Below are 16,197 nucleotides of genomic sequence, written 5' to 3'. Positions count from 1 at the left end.
TATGTTCGGAGCAACCGTAGAATTTTATGAAGTTTTTCTGCTTACGGTCAGGGATGTAGCACCGGTGGTTTTGTTAGTGGTGTTTTTTCAATTATTTGTGTTGAGGCAAAATATCCCAAATTTAAGAAAGGTGGTTATCGGGGTAATATTGGTTATTTTAGGGTTATCCCTTTTTCTAATGGGACTAGAAAAGGCATTGTTCCCCATAGGTCAAATAATGGCGGAACAGCTTTCTGAATCCAAATTTATTGCTAAATCCTATGAAGATCCCAAAAGTTGGGTGGCATATTATTGGATTTATATTTTTGCAGCCATGATAGGTTTTGCGACTACAATTGCTGAACCTTCACTCATAGCTGTAGCTATGAAAGCGAATCAAGCATCCGGTGGTACCATCAGTATGTGGGGTTTGCGAATAGTAGTTGCAATTGGTGTCGCAATTTCACTTACTTTAGGTACAATTCGAATAGTAACTGGAACGCCATTGTATATTTATATCATTGTTGGATACATCATCGTCATGATCCAAACGATCTTTTCCCCAAAGAGAATCATTGCTTTGGCCTATGATTCGGGAGGGGTTACCACTTCAACGGTAACAGTACCTTTGGTGGTAGCTTTGGGTATCGGTTTATCTGCAGCGGTTCCTGGAAGGAATCCGGCAATAGATGGATTTGGTTTGATTGCATTCGCAAGTTTATTTCCCATTATCACAGTATTGGGATATGCACAAATAACAGAATTAATAAACAAAAACAAGAAAGGAAAAAATGAAATTTAAAATCATCATGGCTATGGTAAGGCCAAACATCACTGAAAAAGTAGTGGATGCTGCCAGAAAAGAAGGTGCCACTGGAGATGTCATCATTTCTGCAAGAGGAAGTGGTTCTAATGAATCAAAATCTTTTTTTGGTCTGGCTCTTCAAGATCAAACTGAAATATTAATGTTTGTAGTTGAGGAACATGCTGTGGAAGTGATTTTGGAAGCCATTAAGGTGTCAGGTGAGCTTGATGAACCTGGTAAGGGAATAGCATTTGTCTTAAATGTTGAAAAAGTGGCAGGTTTAGAAAGTCAAATGGAAAAATTCAAAGAACAGGCTAAGAGTAAGTATCTGTAATCAAAATAATATACTTCTAACTATATGAAAGTCGTGTCAATGTTCTGTTAAAATAGCTAGAAGTCCGAAGAAAGGAGGATGTTTGACAAACAATCCATATGTTTTTACAATTTCTCGGATCAGAACAAAAATCATAACATCAAATAATAAAATTTTAAAGACTAAAAACATGAATACTAATTTCAAAAGTGCCAGAGATATTATGTCTGATAAGCTGGTTTTTATTGAAGGATTGGATACTGTCCAAGAAGCCGTTGATAAAATGAAGGCTGAAAGTGTTGACATGCTAATAGTTAATAAAAGAAATCAGGAGGATGCCTATGGAATAATTACAGTGAAAGATATCATCAAAAAGGTCTATATCAATGATTTGAAACCAATGGATGTCAACGTATATGAAATTATGTCCAAACCTGTAATAACGGTACCTGCTTCATTAAATATCAGATACATTCCCAGACTTATGTTGAGGGCAAGAATACATGTAGCTCCTGTTGAACAAAACGGAGAATACATTGGTGTGATTTCATTTTCAAGTCTATTGCACCAAGTGCTTCTATAGATGATTATATTTAAAACTTAAGAAACAAGTATTTCCATTGTATAATTGCTGATCTACAAATTTCGATTTTAATGAAAAAGTAAAAATCCCAACTTTTCAGTCGGGATTCTTCATTATGCAGCATTTCTAGCTGCATTGATGATACCAAACATCGTCCGCAGAATCAACATCTGCAATACAGGGTCTTCTTTGCCTGAGTCCAACATACTCTGTATGGCATATTGCTGAATCGTAATCACAGGTAAAACTATTTTTTCCCTGATGGCAATGGATTGTTTTGAGGTGGGGTTATCCTGAAGCAAGGTATCCATACCCGAAACCTCCAAAAGCATCTTAATGGTTCTTTGGTATTCTTGAAACATCAGGTTCCAGAGGTCAGCATACTTGGGATTGTCTTTTAAATATGCTGTTGATTTGTAGAAAGATTTGGCCAAGGATTGCATGGAATTACCCAAAAGCGAGCGAAAGAACAACGAATTTTGGTATAGTTTTTTGGCCTCCTCAAATTTCCCCTCTTTTTGTAGCGCTTCCAATGCAGCACCTACTCCAAAGAATCCTGGAATATTCTGCTTCATCTGTGCCCATGAACCTACAAATGGGATCGCCCTGAGGTCGTCAAACTTGAGTCCTGCATCCTTTCCTCTCTTCAGAGGTCTCGACCCTATATTTACTTGTCCAAAATATTTCAGTGGAGTTACATGTTCCAAGTAAGGCAAGAATTGGGGATGGCTTTTGAATTCCTTATAAAACTGATAAGAAACTTCGGCCATTTCGTCAATCAAAGCCCTTTCTGCTTTGTCCAGACTTTTTTCTGATGAAGGATATAATTCATTTTCTATTCCTGCACAAAGCAATTGTTCGAGATTATAGCTACATGAAACGGGCTTTCCATAATTGGCGGATATTGTCTGACCTTGGATCGTCACCTGAATTTCCTCGTTTTCTACATCTTGGCCTAGCGAAGCGTAAAAATTATGCATGTTACCCCCGCCCCTTGCCGGAGGTCCTCCCCTGCCATCAAAGAACACCACACTGACATCATACTTTCTGGAGATTTTGGTCAGTTCTTCCTTTGCCCTCAAAATGGACCAATTGGCCCTAATATAGCCGCCATCTTTGGTGCCATCCGAAAAGCCCAGCATGATGGTCTGTTTCAAACCCCTGCTTCTGAGGTGGGTACTATAAGCTTCATTCTGATACAGTTTTTCCATGATGGCAGGGGCTTTTGCCAAGTCATCTATAGTTTCAAAAAGCGGTACAATATCCAAAGGAAGCAGGTTATCCTGATTTAGCAGATTCAACTTTGCCAATTGATAGACTTCCAAAACGTGAAGTGCAGATTGACAATTGGAAATAATATACCTGTTCAACCCATCTTCTCCATTGTTTTTTTGAACTTCCCGTACCGCGTCAAAACTTTTAAGCATTTCCTGATGAAATTCGTCTTTCAAATCAGAAACTGCGGGAAGTTTTTCGAAATTCAACAAATAATCAATTTTCTCCTCATCGGAGAGTTTGTGGTATGACTTAAGCTCATTTTTCCCAGATTTGATTTCAATAATCTCATCCCATAAGCCATCATGCTTTCTACTATCTTGCCGTACATCCATATTGGCAAAATGGAAACCGAAAATTTTTACTTTAAGTATAAATTCATCCAATTGGTCCAAAAACAAGCCATCATGAAATTCGACCAGTCCTTTTCTGGCTTCAAGCAAATCAGATAACAAGTCCTCTTTCTTTTTATAGTAGTTCTGATTTTCAAAAAGTGAATTGAAAAGACCATTTTCGACCTTCAACATGACAGGTTCTACTTTTTTGAAAGTCAGCCTTCTCCTTAATTTTCGCACATCCCTGTAATAACAGCGGATGATCCATTTTTGAAGCTTTTCGGCGACTTTAACGGTGATATCATGGGTTACAAATGGATTACCATCTCTATCACCACCCGGCCAAAAACCCACCTTCAACAAACCAGGATTATCCCATTCATTCAATGGAATTTCAAGCGAGTTGAGAGTTTTGGTAAGGATATCAGGAATACTTTGATAAAATACATTGGATAAAAACCAGATCAAACTGACCGCCTCATCTAAAGGTGTGGGTTTTTCTTTGTTGATAAAAGCAGTTTTTCCCAACTGTTGCAAAAGAAGATTGACATTGCCCAGATTATTATCTCTAATGGCTGTCTCTAAGTCTGTGATAATACCCAATACATTGCCAGGGTAAAATTGAGTGGGATGCGCTGTAAGCGTCAATCTCACGGAAAAAGTCTTTAGCTTTTCAATCAAAGCCTCCTTTTTTCGGTCATTTTCCACTCTGGCAATCAGGGCATTGATAGTGCCTTTACCCTTTACGTCATGGATTTTTTCAAAAGCAGCATCTTCAATCGAATCAAAAAGGACAACCTGCCTTTCGATATATTGAACCATTTTAAATAACAGGTTATGGCGTTCTTCTTTGTTGTTTGTAGCCATCATTTCAGCAAAAAATCCTTCAATGATTTCCTTTGGGTTCTTATCCTTTTCAAATCCCTCATGACATTTACTCGACAGAATCGGCAATAAAGTACCTGTTCTGTGGATGTCACTAAATGGCAAATCCAGAAAAAGACTGTTATAAATGGTAAACCTTTTGGCTACTTCAGTTTGGTAATTGTTTTTTGACATGGTAGGTTTAATGGATTATAAGAACGTGAATTTAACAATAAATAAATAAATGAAGGAATAATCCTTTAATTCTTCAATGATTTTACCTTTTTATTACAAAATCATCAATAGAAGTTCGTTTTTGTTTTTAGTATTAGAATTTTTTAAACAAATTCTAATAATTTCAATAAGGATAAAAAGAATTCATATATTTAAATCAGTATTCTTAAACTTCGAAAATTTTATAATCTTAATTCTTTTCTATGATATTGGCAGTGCTTTCCGGTTTTATATTTGCCGCTCTAGTACCCTTTTTCAGTAAGTTTTTCAAAAGAACTATTCCCTTTGTTCTTTGTGCATTACCTATCTTGTTGTTTATATATTTTATCAGTTTTCTGAATCAAATAGAATTGGGATCCTATTTGATGTTCAGCTATTCATGGGTTCCAAGTTTAGGCATTGATCTTGATTTTAGGTTAGATGGCTTGTCCATTTTATTTGCTTTGATGATTACCGGAATAGGTTCTTTAGTATTTCTATATACTGCCAATTACCTGAAAGGCCATCAATACTTGGATAGATTTTATGGCTATTTGTCCATGTTCATGGCATCCATGTTGGGCGTTGTGCTTTCAGATAATCTGATGACCATGTTTGTATTTTGGGAGTTGACCAGTATCAGTTCCTTTTTTTTAATAGGGTTCAACAATGAAGATGCTGCATCCCGGAAAAGTGCACTTACGGCTTTGGGGATAACCGGACTGGGAGGCTTGGTACTGTTGGCAGGAATAGTGATTCTGGCTTCGGTTGGCAATAGCTATTCATTCACAGAGTTACTGGGTTCTTCAGATGTCATCAAGTCAAGCAGCAGTTACCATTGGATCATAGGATTGGTGTTTGTAGGTGCGTTTACCAAATCAGCCCAATTCCCATTCCATTTTTGGCTACCGGGCGCGATGAAAGCCCCTACTCCTGTCAGTACCTATTTACATTCTGCAACGATGGTCAAAGCAGGAATTTACCTCTTGGCCAGATTTACCCCCTTATTGGGAGATACTTATTGGTGGAACGGAACTTTGGTTACCATAGGTGCCATCACAATGATTTATGCCGCTATTCACTCTCTCTTCAGAGTTGATTTAAAAAGTATTTTGGCTTATTCTACCATTTCTGCCTTGGGAATCCTGGTTTTCCTCATCGGTATTGGTACTGAGAAAGCACTCTTGGGAGCAGCCATCTTTATTTTGGCACATGCTTTATATAAGGCAGCTTTGTTCCTGATTACAGGTATCATAGACCATGAAACGGGCAGTAGAGATGCCAGCAAATTGGCAGGACTGCAAAAAGTAATGATGCCGGTGGCCATTGCCGGATTTATAGCGGCCCTATCGAGTGCAGGGGTTCCACTATTGATAGGGTTTATCAGCAAAGAGGTCATGTACGAAGCCACGCTTCAATTGGGCCAATGGGCAATTATACTTACCATTTTGATTGTATTGACAAAGATTTTTCTTTTTGTGGCCGGGTTTTGGGCCGGTATAAAACCCTTTACAGGACCACTTCCCAAAGAATTCCAAAAGGCACATTTACCTTCTGCCCTACTTTGGGTTCCTCCATTATTGTTGAGCGTACTGAGCGTTGTATTTGGTGTCTTCCCCGGTCTGTTAGAAAAATCATTGATACAATCCGTATTCAGCAGCATTTCCGGTTCAGCAACCATTATTGATCTTAAACTTTGGCATGGATTCAATACTGCATTGATGCTCAGTATTTTGACTTTGGTCGTGGGATTTGCAATCTATTGGTTCTTACAACCCTCAGAAAAGAATTTTCAAAAAACCATTCGCTTTGAAAGGATTTCTCCTGAAGCACTGACCCGGGATTTTGGTAATATCTTCAGCTGGTTTGCGGGTTTTTGGACCAGATTTTTCCAAAATGGATATCTGAGGAACTATGTCATTACTATTCTGGCATTTTTGACTTTTTTGATGGCATATAGAATATTCATAGGTGTCAAAATTCACATTGACTGGGATCAGATTTCTACCGTAACACCTTCAGAAATTATTGTAGTGACCTTGATGATCATATCCATATTCATTGCTATTTTTTCCAAATCCCGAACTACCTCCATCGTAGCTTTGGGTGTTGTTGGTTTTGCAAACTGTCTTTTTTTCCTTTTCTATTCCGCTCCGGATCTGGCCATGACCCAATTTTCCATTGATACGCTGACAGTATTATTGTTTATGCTTATTCTGTTTAGACTGCCGAAAAACAAGACTTATTCTTCCAAAACCATCAGAATCAGAGATGGTGTACTATCCTTGATCTTTGGAACCTTGGTAGCAATTCTTGTTTTGGAAGTATTCGAATACCCCTCTAGTACCGATATCTCTAAATTCTATGCAGACAATGCCTATGTGCTGGCCAAAGGAAGAAATGTGGTCAATATTATATTGGTGGACTACCGGGCCTCAGATACCATTGTTGAAACTGTTGTATTGGTCATTGCAGCAATCGGAGTGTACAGTTTGATGAAACTTGACCTAAATCCCATAAAAAAGAACTGATATGAAGTCACTCTTATTTAAAACTGCATCAGATTATCTTTTACCCTTGCTGTTGCTTTTTTCTGTTTTCATGTTATTAAGAGGACATTATGAGCCTGGTGGAGGATTTGTAGGCGGTCTGATGGCCGCGATAGCCTTTCTTATCCATTCTTTTGCACATGGCCTTAAGGAGACCCGCAATATCATTAGAATCAATCCCGGGATGTTGATGCCTATCGGACTGCTGTTAACCCTATTAGCCGGTATTGCACCTTGGTTGATCGGCCAACCTTTTCTTACAGGATTGTGGTTTGAGGAGCCATTTAGATTTGTCGGGGTAGTTGGAACAGCTTTGCTGTTTGATATTGGAGTTTATCTGGTCGTCATTGGCGCTACACTTACCATTATGTTTTCAATAACCGAAACTGTTTGATATGGAGATTTTACTGATCATTATCATAGGGTTGTTGCATGCAGGAGGTCTTTACATGCTTTTGAGAAGAAGTATGTTTAAAATTATCATCGGATTGATATTATTGGGCAATGGTGCCAATCTTTTGATTTTTCTTTTGGGAAGATTGGTAAAGGGGCATCCTCCTGTTTTGCCTGATGGGGCTAAGATATTTGCCGAAATTTATGCTGATCCATTACCACAAGCAGTCATCTTAACTGCTATTGTGATTGGTTTTGGCCTTCAGTCTTTTGCCATCATTCTTATAAAAACTGTGTTTAAAGTGCTCGAAACAGATGACCTTGATGAGCTCAATTCAACCGATGAAGAAATATGAATAATATTCTGGTAATTGCTCCAATTCTTCTTCAATTATTTGCAGGAACGATATTATTGTTCTTTTGGACCAAAACCCAAATTCAGAAGGTTCTGAGCATCTTGTTTTCGTTTTTAAGTCTTGGCTTGGGCATTTGGTTGTTTTTGCTGACCTGGAAAGATGGTATCCAATTTACCCATGCCGGCAATTGGGCAGCACCATTTGGGATCAGTTTTGTTGCTGACTTGTTGAGTGCAACATTGGTTTTGATAGCCTCCATTTCGGGGTTGGCAGTATCGATTTTTTCTGTAGGCACCATGAGAGAAGAAAGATTGAAATTCGGTTTCTTCCCGATCATGCATTTTCTTCTCATGGGCCTAAGTGGAGCCTTTTTGGCAGGAGATATGTTCAATTTGTATGTTTGGTTTGAAGTTGTCATTATCTCTTCTTTTGTCCTGCTGACATTGGGCAGTACAAAATCACAACTTGAGGGCGCTATCAAATATGTATCTTTAAATCTACTTGCCTCTTCGCTCTTTCTGATAGGGATTGGTTTCGTTTATGGCCTCACAGGTTCACTCAACTTTGCCGATGTTGCCGTTAAGCTTAGTGCAATCAGTAACCGTGGTATTATCAACGTCACAGCAGGAATATTTTTGGTCTCTTTTGGTATAAAATCCGCCATATTTCCGATGTATTTTTGGTTACCTGCCTCCTACCATACCCCACCCCCTGCTGTTTCTGCCATTTTCGGAGGCTTATTGACGAAATTGGGAGTTTATGCTCTTGTAAGGACATTTACTTTGATGTTTGGCGGAGATGAATTTCTCGGAATAATGCTCAGTATCATTGCTGCGCTTACAATTTTGTCAGGAGGGTTAGGTGCCTTATTACAGAAGAATCTCAGTAAGGCGTTTGGGTACCTGATTATTTGCCATATCGGTTTTATGGTTGCAGGTCTTGGTATGTTTACAGAAGTTGCCATTTTGGGGACTGTTTTTTACTTGTTCCATGATATCATTGTCAAAACAAACCTGTTTATGGTGGCCGGATTGGTGCTGAAAATCAATGGCACTCAGGATATTTCCAAGTTGGGAGGAATGTATAAAAGTTACCCCCTGATTTCAATCTTATTGTCCATCCCTTTGTTTTCATTGGTAGGCATTCCCCCACTTTCCGGATTCTGGCCAAAAATATTCCTGATACAGGGTGGTCTGGCTTCAGAAGATTACTTTCTGATTGCTTTCATTGTTTTGGGAAGTTTTCTTACCTTATGGGTAGTGGCCAAAATTTGGGCAGAGGTATTTTGGAAAAATGCCGAAAACCTTCCTGTAAAAGCCTCAGGCTTATATTTTAATCAAATGTCAAAAGCAAATCAATCGATGGTAATCATTCCGATCATATTCCTTTCAATTGTGTCCTTGTATATTGGTTTTGCAGCCGAAAATATTTATGTCCTATCGGAAAAAATTGCGGCTGACCTTATGAATCCTCAAAATTATATTGAAACTATTCTCGGTATCAAAACTATCCTCCCATGACCAATTCAATGTTTTTAAATAATCTCTTATTGACGATAATATGGGTATTGGCTACGGGGACCTTGACGGAGGAGAATTTTATCTTTGGATTCCTGATCAGTTTTGGAATTCTGTATATCATCACAATCAACAAAGAGGAGAGGAAGTATTTTACCATACTGCCTAAGTTGATATCCTTTATCATGTTCATGTCATGGGAAATCCTTAAAGCAAATTTGGTGACTGTGAAAGAATCCCTTTATGCCAAGTCAAAATTGGAACCTGCTGTGATTAAGGTTCCCCTAACTGTAGAATCAGATATTGGAATCACCATTTTGGCTACCATGGTGTCAGTAACACCGGGAACCTTGGTGATGGATATTTCTGATGATAAAAAAGTGATGTATGTTCATGTGATGCATGTAAGAAGCAAAAAGGAGTTTGTGGACGAGGTGAAAAATAAATTTGAAAAACGCTTATTAGAGATTTTAAGATGAGTCTACAAGAATATTTTCACTTTATAATCATACCCATATTGGGATTATCGGTGATTTTGGTCTTTATCCGATTTGTAAAAGGTCCTAGTTTGGCAGACCGGGTAATTGCCTTGGATATGCTTATCTTAATTTCAATATGCATCATTGCTGTTTATAGCATCATGTTTAATCAAAGTACATTCTTGGATATAGCCATGTTATTTGCGCTGATTGCATTTTTGAGCACGACGGCCTATGCCTTTTATCTGGAAAAAAGAGAAAGAAAATGAGAGATATAATAATTATGATTTCATCCACCATCGGAGTATTGTTCATCTTCTCTACTTCTTTGGCCATGCTCAGAAAACCTGATGTGTATCTAAGAATATCGGTAACTTCAAAAGCCTCTACTTTGGGGGTTGGGTTGATTCTTTTGGCGACAGCTATATTTTTTAATGAATATTCCGTGACGACGAGAGTTATTGCAGTCATCTTATTTGTATTTTTGACTGTACCCATAGGTTCACATATGCTTGCAAGAGCTGCATATTTCACAAAAACACCCATTTGGGGCGGAACAAAGATTGATGACCTTGCCGGTCAATATGATCCAGAAACACATGAGTTGCATAGTGAAAATCGCAATTCATCAATCAAACCTGAAAAAACAGACAAAGCCTCTTAAAATGAAGAAAATCAACCTATCTCTTATTCTCTTAATTATATTGTTGATGACCAATTCCTGTGACGAAACTCCCCAAGAAGAAAAAGTAGCAAGTAAGTATGAATTTCTGGTTGGATCCTATACGGATTCTGACCAAGAAGGCATTTCACTTTTGACTTTTAATCCTGAGGAAAATCTCATAGCCACCACAGTCATTGCAGCAGGAGTCAAAAACCCATCTTTTGTAATCAGTAACAAAGCACAGACTTTGGTTTTTTCGGTTCAAGAAACCGGAGGAGAGAATGGTGGGCAAGTGAGTTCCTTCAAATTTGATCGGCAAAACAATACTTTGGAATTACTAGATACAAAAGAAAGTTTTGGAAACTCTCCTTGTTACCTGGCACTGGATCCAAAAGAAGAATTTTTGGTAGTGGGCAACTACTCAGGGGGAAATTTTTCAGCCTACAAAATAAGCAGCGGAATGTTGGAACATGTTCAGACCATCAATCATGAAGGTCAAAGCATTGTTTCAGGTAGACAAGACAACCCACATGTACACAGTGTCGTCTTTCATCCCAATGGCAATCAGATGCTAGTGGGTGACCTTGGTACAGACAAAATCTTTATTTATGATTTCAACCCCACTTATGCTGTTCCTTTCAATCCGGCTTCACAACCTTACATAGAAGTGCCTCCGGGTTCCGGTCCCAGGCATTTGGCTGTCCATCCTGATGGAAAAACAGTTTATTTGATCCATGAGATGAGTGCCGAATTGGGAGTCTATTCTTATGATGCCGGTAAAATGGCAAGAAAACAGGTGGCCCAATTGGCAGGAGAAGGATTTATCGGGAATGTGGGTGCTGCTGAAGTGAGAATCTCGCCGGACGGTAAATTTGTTTATGCTTCCAATCGTGGAGATGCCAATGACATTACTGTTTTTGCGATAGGAAGCGATGGAAACCTAACCTTTGTAGATAGAGTGGCTACCGGTGGTGAAACACCCCGAAATTTCGCAATCACCAAAGATGGTGAATACTTAATTGCCGGAAATCAAGGGTCCAATAATATTATCTTATTTGATAGAGACCAAAAAACCGGGAAACTTATAAAAACAGACTTGTCAGTATCGACAAATAAGCCTGTTTACTTTTTTGGGCTAAATTGAATTCAGTAAAAACAGGAAGATTAGTATTTAAATCGACCATGATTTAAAATAATTTTCTGCTTAATGAATAAAATACTTTGAAATTATTTTACTTCGATAGTTTTATATATTAAAACTATCCTTACCTTTGGGCATTATTAATTCAATTACAATTTATCATGAACACAGGAAAAGTTAAGTTTTTTAATGAGTCCAAAGGATTCGGTTTTATTATTGACAATGAATCTTCAAAAGAGTATTTCGTTCACATCACAGGTTTGATCGACGAAATCAGAGAAGATGACGAAGTTACTTTCGACCTCAAAGAAGGTAGAAAAGGCCTGAACGCTGTGAATGTAAAAGTAGTCTAATCTATACACATTGACATCTAAAATTGAGAAGCCCCGAATATTTCGGGGTTTTTTTATTGCCTATAACTCGACCTTCCAGGGAGTTTTTTCCATTCTATACTCCAGGTATCCATTGGAAATTGTCAAAGGCGAATCAAAATTATTTTTATATAACTGTCCGGTTCCCAATCCTTGGGGCATTGTTATGGAATATGTCGAAGTGAATTGGGCTATGGCATTCAGACCTATATTGCTTTCCAAGGCTGAGGTAACCCACCAAGCAATACCCATATCTTCTGCCAATTGAATCCATTCACGACTTGCTCCAATACCGCCCAAAAGTGTTGGCTTGATGATGATATATTGTGGCTTGACCTTATCCAACAACTTTTTTTTCTCCTGATAACTATCCACTCCGATTAATTCCTCATCTAGGGCAATGGGCAATAATGATTGCCGACACAATTCAGCCATCAACTCAACTTGTCCCTGTCTGACAGGCTGTTCAATGCTGTGAAGATCAAATGAGGCCAGTTTATCCAATTTCAGGATGGCGTCTTCTTTTGTGAAGGCCCCATTGGCATCAACTCTCAATGTAATTTGAGAAGCATTAAATTTCTGACGGATATATCCCAACAATTCACATTCCTGGTCAAAATCGATGGCTCCAATTTTCATTTTGATACAAGAATATCCTTCCGCCAATTTGTTGTCAATCTGCTCCAACATAAAATCCTTTGCCCCCATCCAAATCAAGCCGTTGATGGGAATATTTTGTTTTTTCCTAAAAAAAGAAGTATCAAAAATCATTTTGACACCCTTGTGCAGCAAATCCAAAAGAGCAATTTCAAATGCAAAACGGATACTTGGGAGAAAAGAAGGTATATGATTTCCTGCCCAATCTAATATCGAATTTTCATCAGGTGAAATCGAAGTCCCTGATAAATTCCTGCATAAATTCTCCAAATGAATTTCAAAATCAGGGATATCATCAACGCTCAGTTTGACTAGAGGCGCAGCTTCCCCCCACCCGATTGTCTGTGGATCTTTTTTTTGGAAAGCCCTTACCAAGAAAATTTTTTTCTCAGTCAGCACTCCCCTTGATGTTCCCGCTTCAAACCTGAATTGTAACAAATGGGAAACATAAGTAAATTGTAAATCTTTTAAAACTTCTGTCATTCGGATTATATTTGCGTCCAAATTTGCATGAGACTCTTACCTAATTCCTTATATGGGATCTTTAAAAACCATCCAAGAAGTTAAATTATCAGATTACGAATATACTTTACCGGACGACAGAATCGCAAAGTTTCCTTTGGAAAAAAGGGATCATTCAAAGCTTATTCAGTTTAAAGAGGGAAGCATTTCCCATCATCGTTTTTTTGAACTTCCGGAACTTGTCCCAGCAGGTACCATGCTGGTTTTCAACGATACCAAAGTAATTCCGGCCAGACTTATTTTCCAAAGAGATACAGGTGCCAAAATTGAAATCTTTCTTCTCAAACCCATTTCACCAAGTTCGGTCATCAATGAAATAATGGTTCAAACCGCGTCTGTGGTTTGGGAATCTATGATCGGGAACCTCAAAAAATGGAAAGATGATGAAATTCTTCAAGGTGAGGTAATCATCAATGGACAGTCCTGCGTCATCAGCGCTCATTTGATAGATAGAGTTAATCGTTTGGTGGAATTTACCTGGACTGGTCAGAACATACCCTTTGTATCCATCGTAGAGGCTACAGGTGAGGTGCCTCTTCCACCATATATGAACAGGAAGGCTACCGCTGCAGATAAACCCCGCTACCAAACGGTATATTCTAAAAACGAAGGTGCAGTCGCCGCCCCGACTGCAGGACTTCATTTTACGGAAGATGTATTGGGGAAATTAAAATCAAACAATGTAAAAGAAGAGTTTTTGACGCTGCACGTTGGGGCGGGAACTTTCCAACCCATCAAAGATGAAACTGTCACAGACCACCCCATGCATAGCGAACAGATGGTCATTGACATTGAAACCATCAGGAATTTGACACTTCATCAAGATAAAATCATAGCAGTTGGTACAACATCCATGAGAACCTTAGAGAGCCTGTATTGGTTTGGAGTAAAAATTTTAAACTCAGATGATACTGAATTCTCCATAAGCAAACTATACCCTTATTCAAATTTTGAAGAATTGCCGGAAAGAAGAAAAAGCTTTAAGGCCGTTTTGGATTTAATGGAACATAAAGGTTTAACAATGGTAACAGGGACTACGGAGATTTTTATTATGCCGGGGTATATTTTTCATGTCTGTGACGGTTTGATTACAAACTTTCATCAACCATCATCTACCTTAATTTTATTGGTAGCCGCATTTACACAAGGAAAATGGAGAGAAATTTACAACGAAGCAATGATGAAAGATTACAGATTTTTGAGTTACGGTGATTCAAGCATCCTTTGGAGAGATTAAACTTTAATCGGGACTGCCTGATCCAAGTTTTTTAATACCATTGATCAAATCCTGAAAGTAGGTTCTGCCAACAGGCACAGCGTCTTTGCCTATAGTAACCTCCCTTGGGTTGATACTGTTGATCTCATCCAATCTTACTATGTAGCTTTTGTGAATTCTAAAAAAGTCAGAATTTGGCAGTACAGCTTCAAATTCCTTAAGGATATTGCGAAGGGAATATACTTGGGTTCTGGTCACCAAAGTTGTATAGTTTCCATCCCCTTTTAGCCACATAATGTCTGTCCATTTTACTTTAATCAAATTCCCCTTATTTCTAATGAATAGACCGTCTTTGATTAGAAAATCTCCCACATCTCCGTTTAAATGACTCCCATTCTGTTGCCAATCTTTATTGGATTTCGCTTCTTTGAGTACTTCTTTCATTTCTTTGAATATTTTACCTGTTGACAAAATAACTTCGGGAAATGATTATTGTTTAAAAGATGTTTATTCCCAAAAAGTATCCGATTGATTCATTTTTTTGGTGTTGTTACGGATTATCTGATCAAGTTGCTCAGCTAGCGGTTTGAGGTACGAAAAATATTGTTGGTTTTCCTTATTCAGCTGTTTTTTATCGATCAAATCCAATAGTCCCAAAATAGAGGATAAAGGCGATCGTAAGATGTTGCTTTGGGTATAAATTATATCCCGAAGTAAATTATTGTTTTTTATGACTTTCTGTACATGGTCTAATTCATGTTGCAAATCTTTGGCCCTATAAATAATGCAGACCACTTTATGATTGACATCACATATAGGAATAAATTGATGATGAAACATTCTACTTTCGGATGGATCCGGAAATTGAACAATCTGATCAAATTCCACAGTCTTTCCTCCAAAAATCTCATCAATATTTTTTAGAAAAACTTCTTCTATACCCGGCAGTAAATAATGGACAAACCTTTCATTTTCTTTCAGCTCTTTGTTGAAAACATGATAAACCAAATCCTTTGCAAGAGCATTGAACTTAATGATCCTCATTTCATTGGTCATCAGGAAAAAATTTTCGGATGCATTTTCCAAAACTGTCTCTAGCGTCAATTGAATCAGATTGTTTTGACGGGTAAGCCCTTGTACTTCTGAAATATCCTTAAAATAGACATCCAGGATGTCTTCTTGGGGATTGATGATTACTTGATACCATTTACCCAACTCGGGGATGTAATCTTCAAAAGTCCGTGATGAACGGGATTCTTTGGCCTTTTTAAATTCCAGTGCATATTCATAGATTTTAGGATGTTTGAAAACATGCCAAACCTTTTGTTGAATCAATTCACTTAGTTCAGTTCCAAAAAGTGATTCTGCCATGGGATTTGCATATTGAATTTCCCAATTGGCATTAAGCTGAAAACAGACATCTTTCTGTGGATTGATTTTTTTATTTTCCAACCCAATCTTTATCTCGATTTCTTCCTGATGGGTTCCAATTCCCAAAATTCCCAAAATATCACCTTCAATATTATTAAGTACAGAAAACTCCCAAGAGATTTCATGCATTAAGTGCCTTTGTTTAAAATTATAAACTTTATTTGGAGACTGAATTGATTTATCTATAACTATCTCAAAATCAATTTTTTCTATATCATTAATTAAATCATAAAATGAGATACATTCGTCGTCAAATTCTATTTTTTCAAAAAATTTCTGAAAATAGGTGTTGACATACAAACCATTTCCTTCTAAATCTAAAACCACCGCCAAAAGGTTGGAAGACTCCTTTAAATATATAGGAAGCTGTTCTTCTATATCTTTTGTTTGAATCATTGGAAAAGGAATTACTTAGGGTGATGATAGCTTGAGTCAGGTTGATTTTATAATGAAAATCAAAACAGGATGCAATATAATCATAATAACAATGATTTTTACTCAACACTTAAAAAATTGAAATCCAATACATTAGCA

At 37.7% G+C, this 16,197-nt stretch carries 17 protein-coding genes; 13 read left to right on the top strand and 4 right to left on the bottom strand.

Annotated elements, in window-relative coordinates; all coding sequences use genetic code 11:
• Position 1: 1 nt before the first annotated feature.
• The 3 genes from HMJ38_RS12085 to HMJ38_RS12075 all read left to right on the top strand — a co-directional run bounded on the left by HMJ38_RS12085 (position 2) and on the right by HMJ38_RS12075 (position 1,680).
• Complete coding sequence (locus tag HMJ38_RS12085) at positions 2–781, top strand: DUF1538 domain-containing protein (RefSeq protein WP_194974654.1); 780 nt, start codon at positions 2–4, stop codon at positions 779–781.
• Entirely contained in the window at positions 771–1,118 is a 348-nt protein-coding gene (locus HMJ38_RS12080) for a P-II family nitrogen regulator (protein ID WP_194974653.1), read from the top strand. The genes HMJ38_RS12085 and HMJ38_RS12080 overlap by 11 nt, the downstream gene beginning before the upstream one ends.
• 169 nt (positions 1,119–1,287) lie before the next feature.
• Positions 1,288–1,680: a CBS domain-containing protein gene (locus HMJ38_RS12075; RefSeq protein ID WP_194974652.1), complete on the top strand. Its 393-nt coding sequence runs from the start codon at positions 1,288–1,290 to the stop codon at positions 1,678–1,680.
• A gap of 113 nt (positions 1,681–1,793) precedes the next feature.
• On the opposite strand, the gene HMJ38_RS12070 is transcribed toward HMJ38_RS12075, so the two are convergent.
• Positions 1,794–4,349, bottom strand: a complete 2,556-nt coding sequence (locus HMJ38_RS12070; protein ID WP_194974651.1) for a phosphoenolpyruvate carboxylase — start codon at positions 4,347–4,349, stop codon at positions 1,794–1,796.
• A gap of 242 nt (positions 4,350–4,591) precedes the next feature.
• Between HMJ38_RS12070 and HMJ38_RS12065 the strand changes: the two genes are divergently transcribed.
• The 9 genes from HMJ38_RS12065 (at position 4,592) to HMJ38_RS12025 (ending at position 11,819) form a co-directional block, all read left to right on the top strand.
• Positions 4,592–6,898: a putative monovalent cation/H+ antiporter subunit A gene (locus HMJ38_RS12065; RefSeq protein ID WP_194974650.1), complete on the top strand. Its 2,307-nt coding sequence runs from the start codon at positions 4,592–4,594 to the stop codon at positions 6,896–6,898.
• A 1-nt stretch (position 6,899) separates the two neighbouring features.
• Positions 6,900–7,310, top strand: coding sequence for a Na+/H+ antiporter subunit B (locus HMJ38_RS12060; RefSeq protein ID WP_194974649.1), 411 nt, complete (start codon positions 6,900–6,902; stop codon positions 7,308–7,310).
• 1 nt (position 7,311) lies between these two features.
• A complete protein-coding gene (locus tag HMJ38_RS12055; RefSeq protein ID WP_194974648.1) occupies positions 7,312–7,665 on the top strand; it encodes a Na+/H+ antiporter subunit C in 354 nt (117 codons plus the stop codon).
• Positions 7,662–9,185, top strand: coding sequence for a proton-conducting transporter transmembrane domain-containing protein (locus HMJ38_RS12050; protein WP_194974647.1), 1,524 nt, complete (start codon positions 7,662–7,664; stop codon positions 9,183–9,185). Before HMJ38_RS12055 ends, HMJ38_RS12050 begins: the two co-directional genes overlap by 4 nt.
• Entirely contained in the window at positions 9,182–9,661 is a 480-nt protein-coding gene (locus tag HMJ38_RS12045; RefSeq protein WP_194974646.1) for a Na+/H+ antiporter subunit E, read from the top strand. Before HMJ38_RS12050 ends, HMJ38_RS12045 begins: the two co-directional genes overlap by 4 nt.
• A complete protein-coding gene (locus HMJ38_RS12040) occupies positions 9,658–9,930 on the top strand; it encodes a cation:proton antiporter (protein ID WP_194974645.1) in 273 nt (90 codons plus the stop codon). The genes HMJ38_RS12045 and HMJ38_RS12040 overlap by 4 nt, the downstream gene beginning before the upstream one ends.
• Positions 9,927–10,325, top strand: coding sequence for a monovalent cation/H(+) antiporter subunit G (mnhG, locus tag HMJ38_RS12035; RefSeq protein ID WP_194974644.1), 399 nt, complete (start codon positions 9,927–9,929; stop codon positions 10,323–10,325). The genes HMJ38_RS12040 and mnhG overlap by 4 nt, the downstream gene beginning before the upstream one ends.
• 1 nt (position 10,326) lies before the next feature.
• Positions 10,327–11,469 carry a lactonase family protein gene (locus tag HMJ38_RS12030; RefSeq protein ID WP_194974643.1) on the top strand — a complete coding sequence of 381 codons (1,143 nt, stop codon included), beginning with the start codon at positions 10,327–10,329 and terminating at the stop codon, positions 11,467–11,469.
• Between the two features lie 158 nt (positions 11,470–11,627).
• Complete coding sequence (locus HMJ38_RS12025; RefSeq protein ID WP_010608636.1) at positions 11,628–11,819, top strand: cold-shock protein; 192 nt, start codon at positions 11,628–11,630, stop codon at positions 11,817–11,819.
• Between the two features lie 60 nt (positions 11,820–11,879).
• Here HMJ38_RS12025 and HMJ38_RS12020 read toward each other — a convergent pair whose 3' ends face one another.
• Positions 11,880–12,977, bottom strand: a complete 1,098-nt coding sequence (locus HMJ38_RS12020) for an o-succinylbenzoate synthase (RefSeq protein ID WP_194974642.1) — start codon at positions 12,975–12,977, stop codon at positions 11,880–11,882.
• 52 nt (positions 12,978–13,029) lie between these two features.
• Here HMJ38_RS12020 and HMJ38_RS12015 point away from each other — a divergent pair, with 52 nt between their 5' ends.
• Positions 13,030–14,253 carry an S-adenosylmethionine:tRNA ribosyltransferase-isomerase gene (locus tag HMJ38_RS12015; protein ID WP_194974641.1) on the top strand — a complete coding sequence of 408 codons (1,224 nt, stop codon included), beginning with the start codon at positions 13,030–13,032 and terminating at the stop codon, positions 14,251–14,253.
• A 3-nt stretch (positions 14,254–14,256) separates the two neighbouring features.
• Here HMJ38_RS12015 and HMJ38_RS12010 read toward each other — a convergent pair whose 3' ends face one another.
• Both HMJ38_RS12010 and HMJ38_RS12005 read right to left on the bottom strand, forming a co-directional pair.
• Positions 14,257–14,676 carry a LytR/AlgR family response regulator transcription factor gene (locus HMJ38_RS12010; RefSeq protein WP_194974640.1) on the bottom strand — a complete coding sequence of 140 codons (420 nt, stop codon included), beginning with the start codon at positions 14,674–14,676 and terminating at the stop codon, positions 14,257–14,259.
• Between the two features lie 63 nt (positions 14,677–14,739).
• A complete protein-coding gene (locus tag HMJ38_RS12005) occupies positions 14,740–16,059 on the bottom strand; it encodes a hypothetical protein (RefSeq protein ID WP_194974639.1) in 1,320 nt (439 codons plus the stop codon).
• Positions 16,060–16,197 lie beyond the last annotated feature (138 nt).

It is taken from the genome of Aquiflexum lacus, from assembly GCF_015476655.1.
Lineage (GTDB): Bacteria > Bacteroidota > Bacteroidia > Cytophagales > Cyclobacteriaceae > Aquiflexum > Aquiflexum lacus.
This window is presented reverse-complemented; position numbering and strand designations above follow the sequence as displayed.

Coding starts and splice junctions, on each gene's coding strand:
- HMJ38_RS12085 (WP_194974654.1), top strand. CDS start 2: ATGTTCGGAGCAACCGTAGAATTTTATGAAGTTTTTCTGCTTACGGTC.
- HMJ38_RS12080 (WP_194974653.1), top strand. CDS start 771: ATGAAATTTAAAATCATCATGGCTATGGTAAGGCCAAACATCACTGAA.
- HMJ38_RS12075 (WP_194974652.1), top strand. CDS start 1,288: ATGAATACTAATTTCAAAAGTGCCAGAGATATTATGTCTGATAAGCTG.
- HMJ38_RS12070 (WP_194974651.1), bottom strand. CDS start 4,349: ATGTCAAAAAACAATTACCAAACTGAAGTAGCCAAAAGGTTTACCATT.
- HMJ38_RS12065 (WP_194974650.1), top strand. CDS start 4,592: ATGATATTGGCAGTGCTTTCCGGTTTTATATTTGCCGCTCTAGTACCC.
- HMJ38_RS12060 (WP_194974649.1), top strand. CDS start 6,900: ATGAAGTCACTCTTATTTAAAACTGCATCAGATTATCTTTTACCCTTG.
- HMJ38_RS12055 (WP_194974648.1), top strand. CDS start 7,312: ATGGAGATTTTACTGATCATTATCATAGGGTTGTTGCATGCAGGAGGT.
- HMJ38_RS12050 (WP_194974647.1), top strand. CDS start 7,662: ATGAATAATATTCTGGTAATTGCTCCAATTCTTCTTCAATTATTTGCA.
- HMJ38_RS12045 (WP_194974646.1), top strand. CDS start 9,182: ATGACCAATTCAATGTTTTTAAATAATCTCTTATTGACGATAATATGG.
- HMJ38_RS12040 (WP_194974645.1), top strand. CDS start 9,658: ATGAGTCTACAAGAATATTTTCACTTTATAATCATACCCATATTGGGA.
- mnhG (WP_194974644.1), top strand. CDS start 9,927: ATGAGAGATATAATAATTATGATTTCATCCACCATCGGAGTATTGTTC.
- HMJ38_RS12030 (WP_194974643.1), top strand. CDS start 10,327: ATGAAGAAAATCAACCTATCTCTTATTCTCTTAATTATATTGTTGATG.
- HMJ38_RS12025 (WP_010608636.1), top strand. CDS start 11,628: ATGAACACAGGAAAAGTTAAGTTTTTTAATGAGTCCAAAGGATTCGGT.
- HMJ38_RS12020 (WP_194974642.1), bottom strand. CDS start 12,977: ATGACAGAAGTTTTAAAAGATTTACAATTTACTTATGTTTCCCATTTG.
- HMJ38_RS12015 (WP_194974641.1), top strand. CDS start 13,030: ATGGGATCTTTAAAAACCATCCAAGAAGTTAAATTATCAGATTACGAA.
- HMJ38_RS12010 (WP_194974640.1), bottom strand. CDS start 14,676: ATGAAAGAAGTACTCAAAGAAGCGAAATCCAATAAAGATTGGCAACAG.
- HMJ38_RS12005 (WP_194974639.1), bottom strand. CDS start 16,059: ATGATTCAAACAAAAGATATAGAAGAACAGCTTCCTATATATTTAAAG.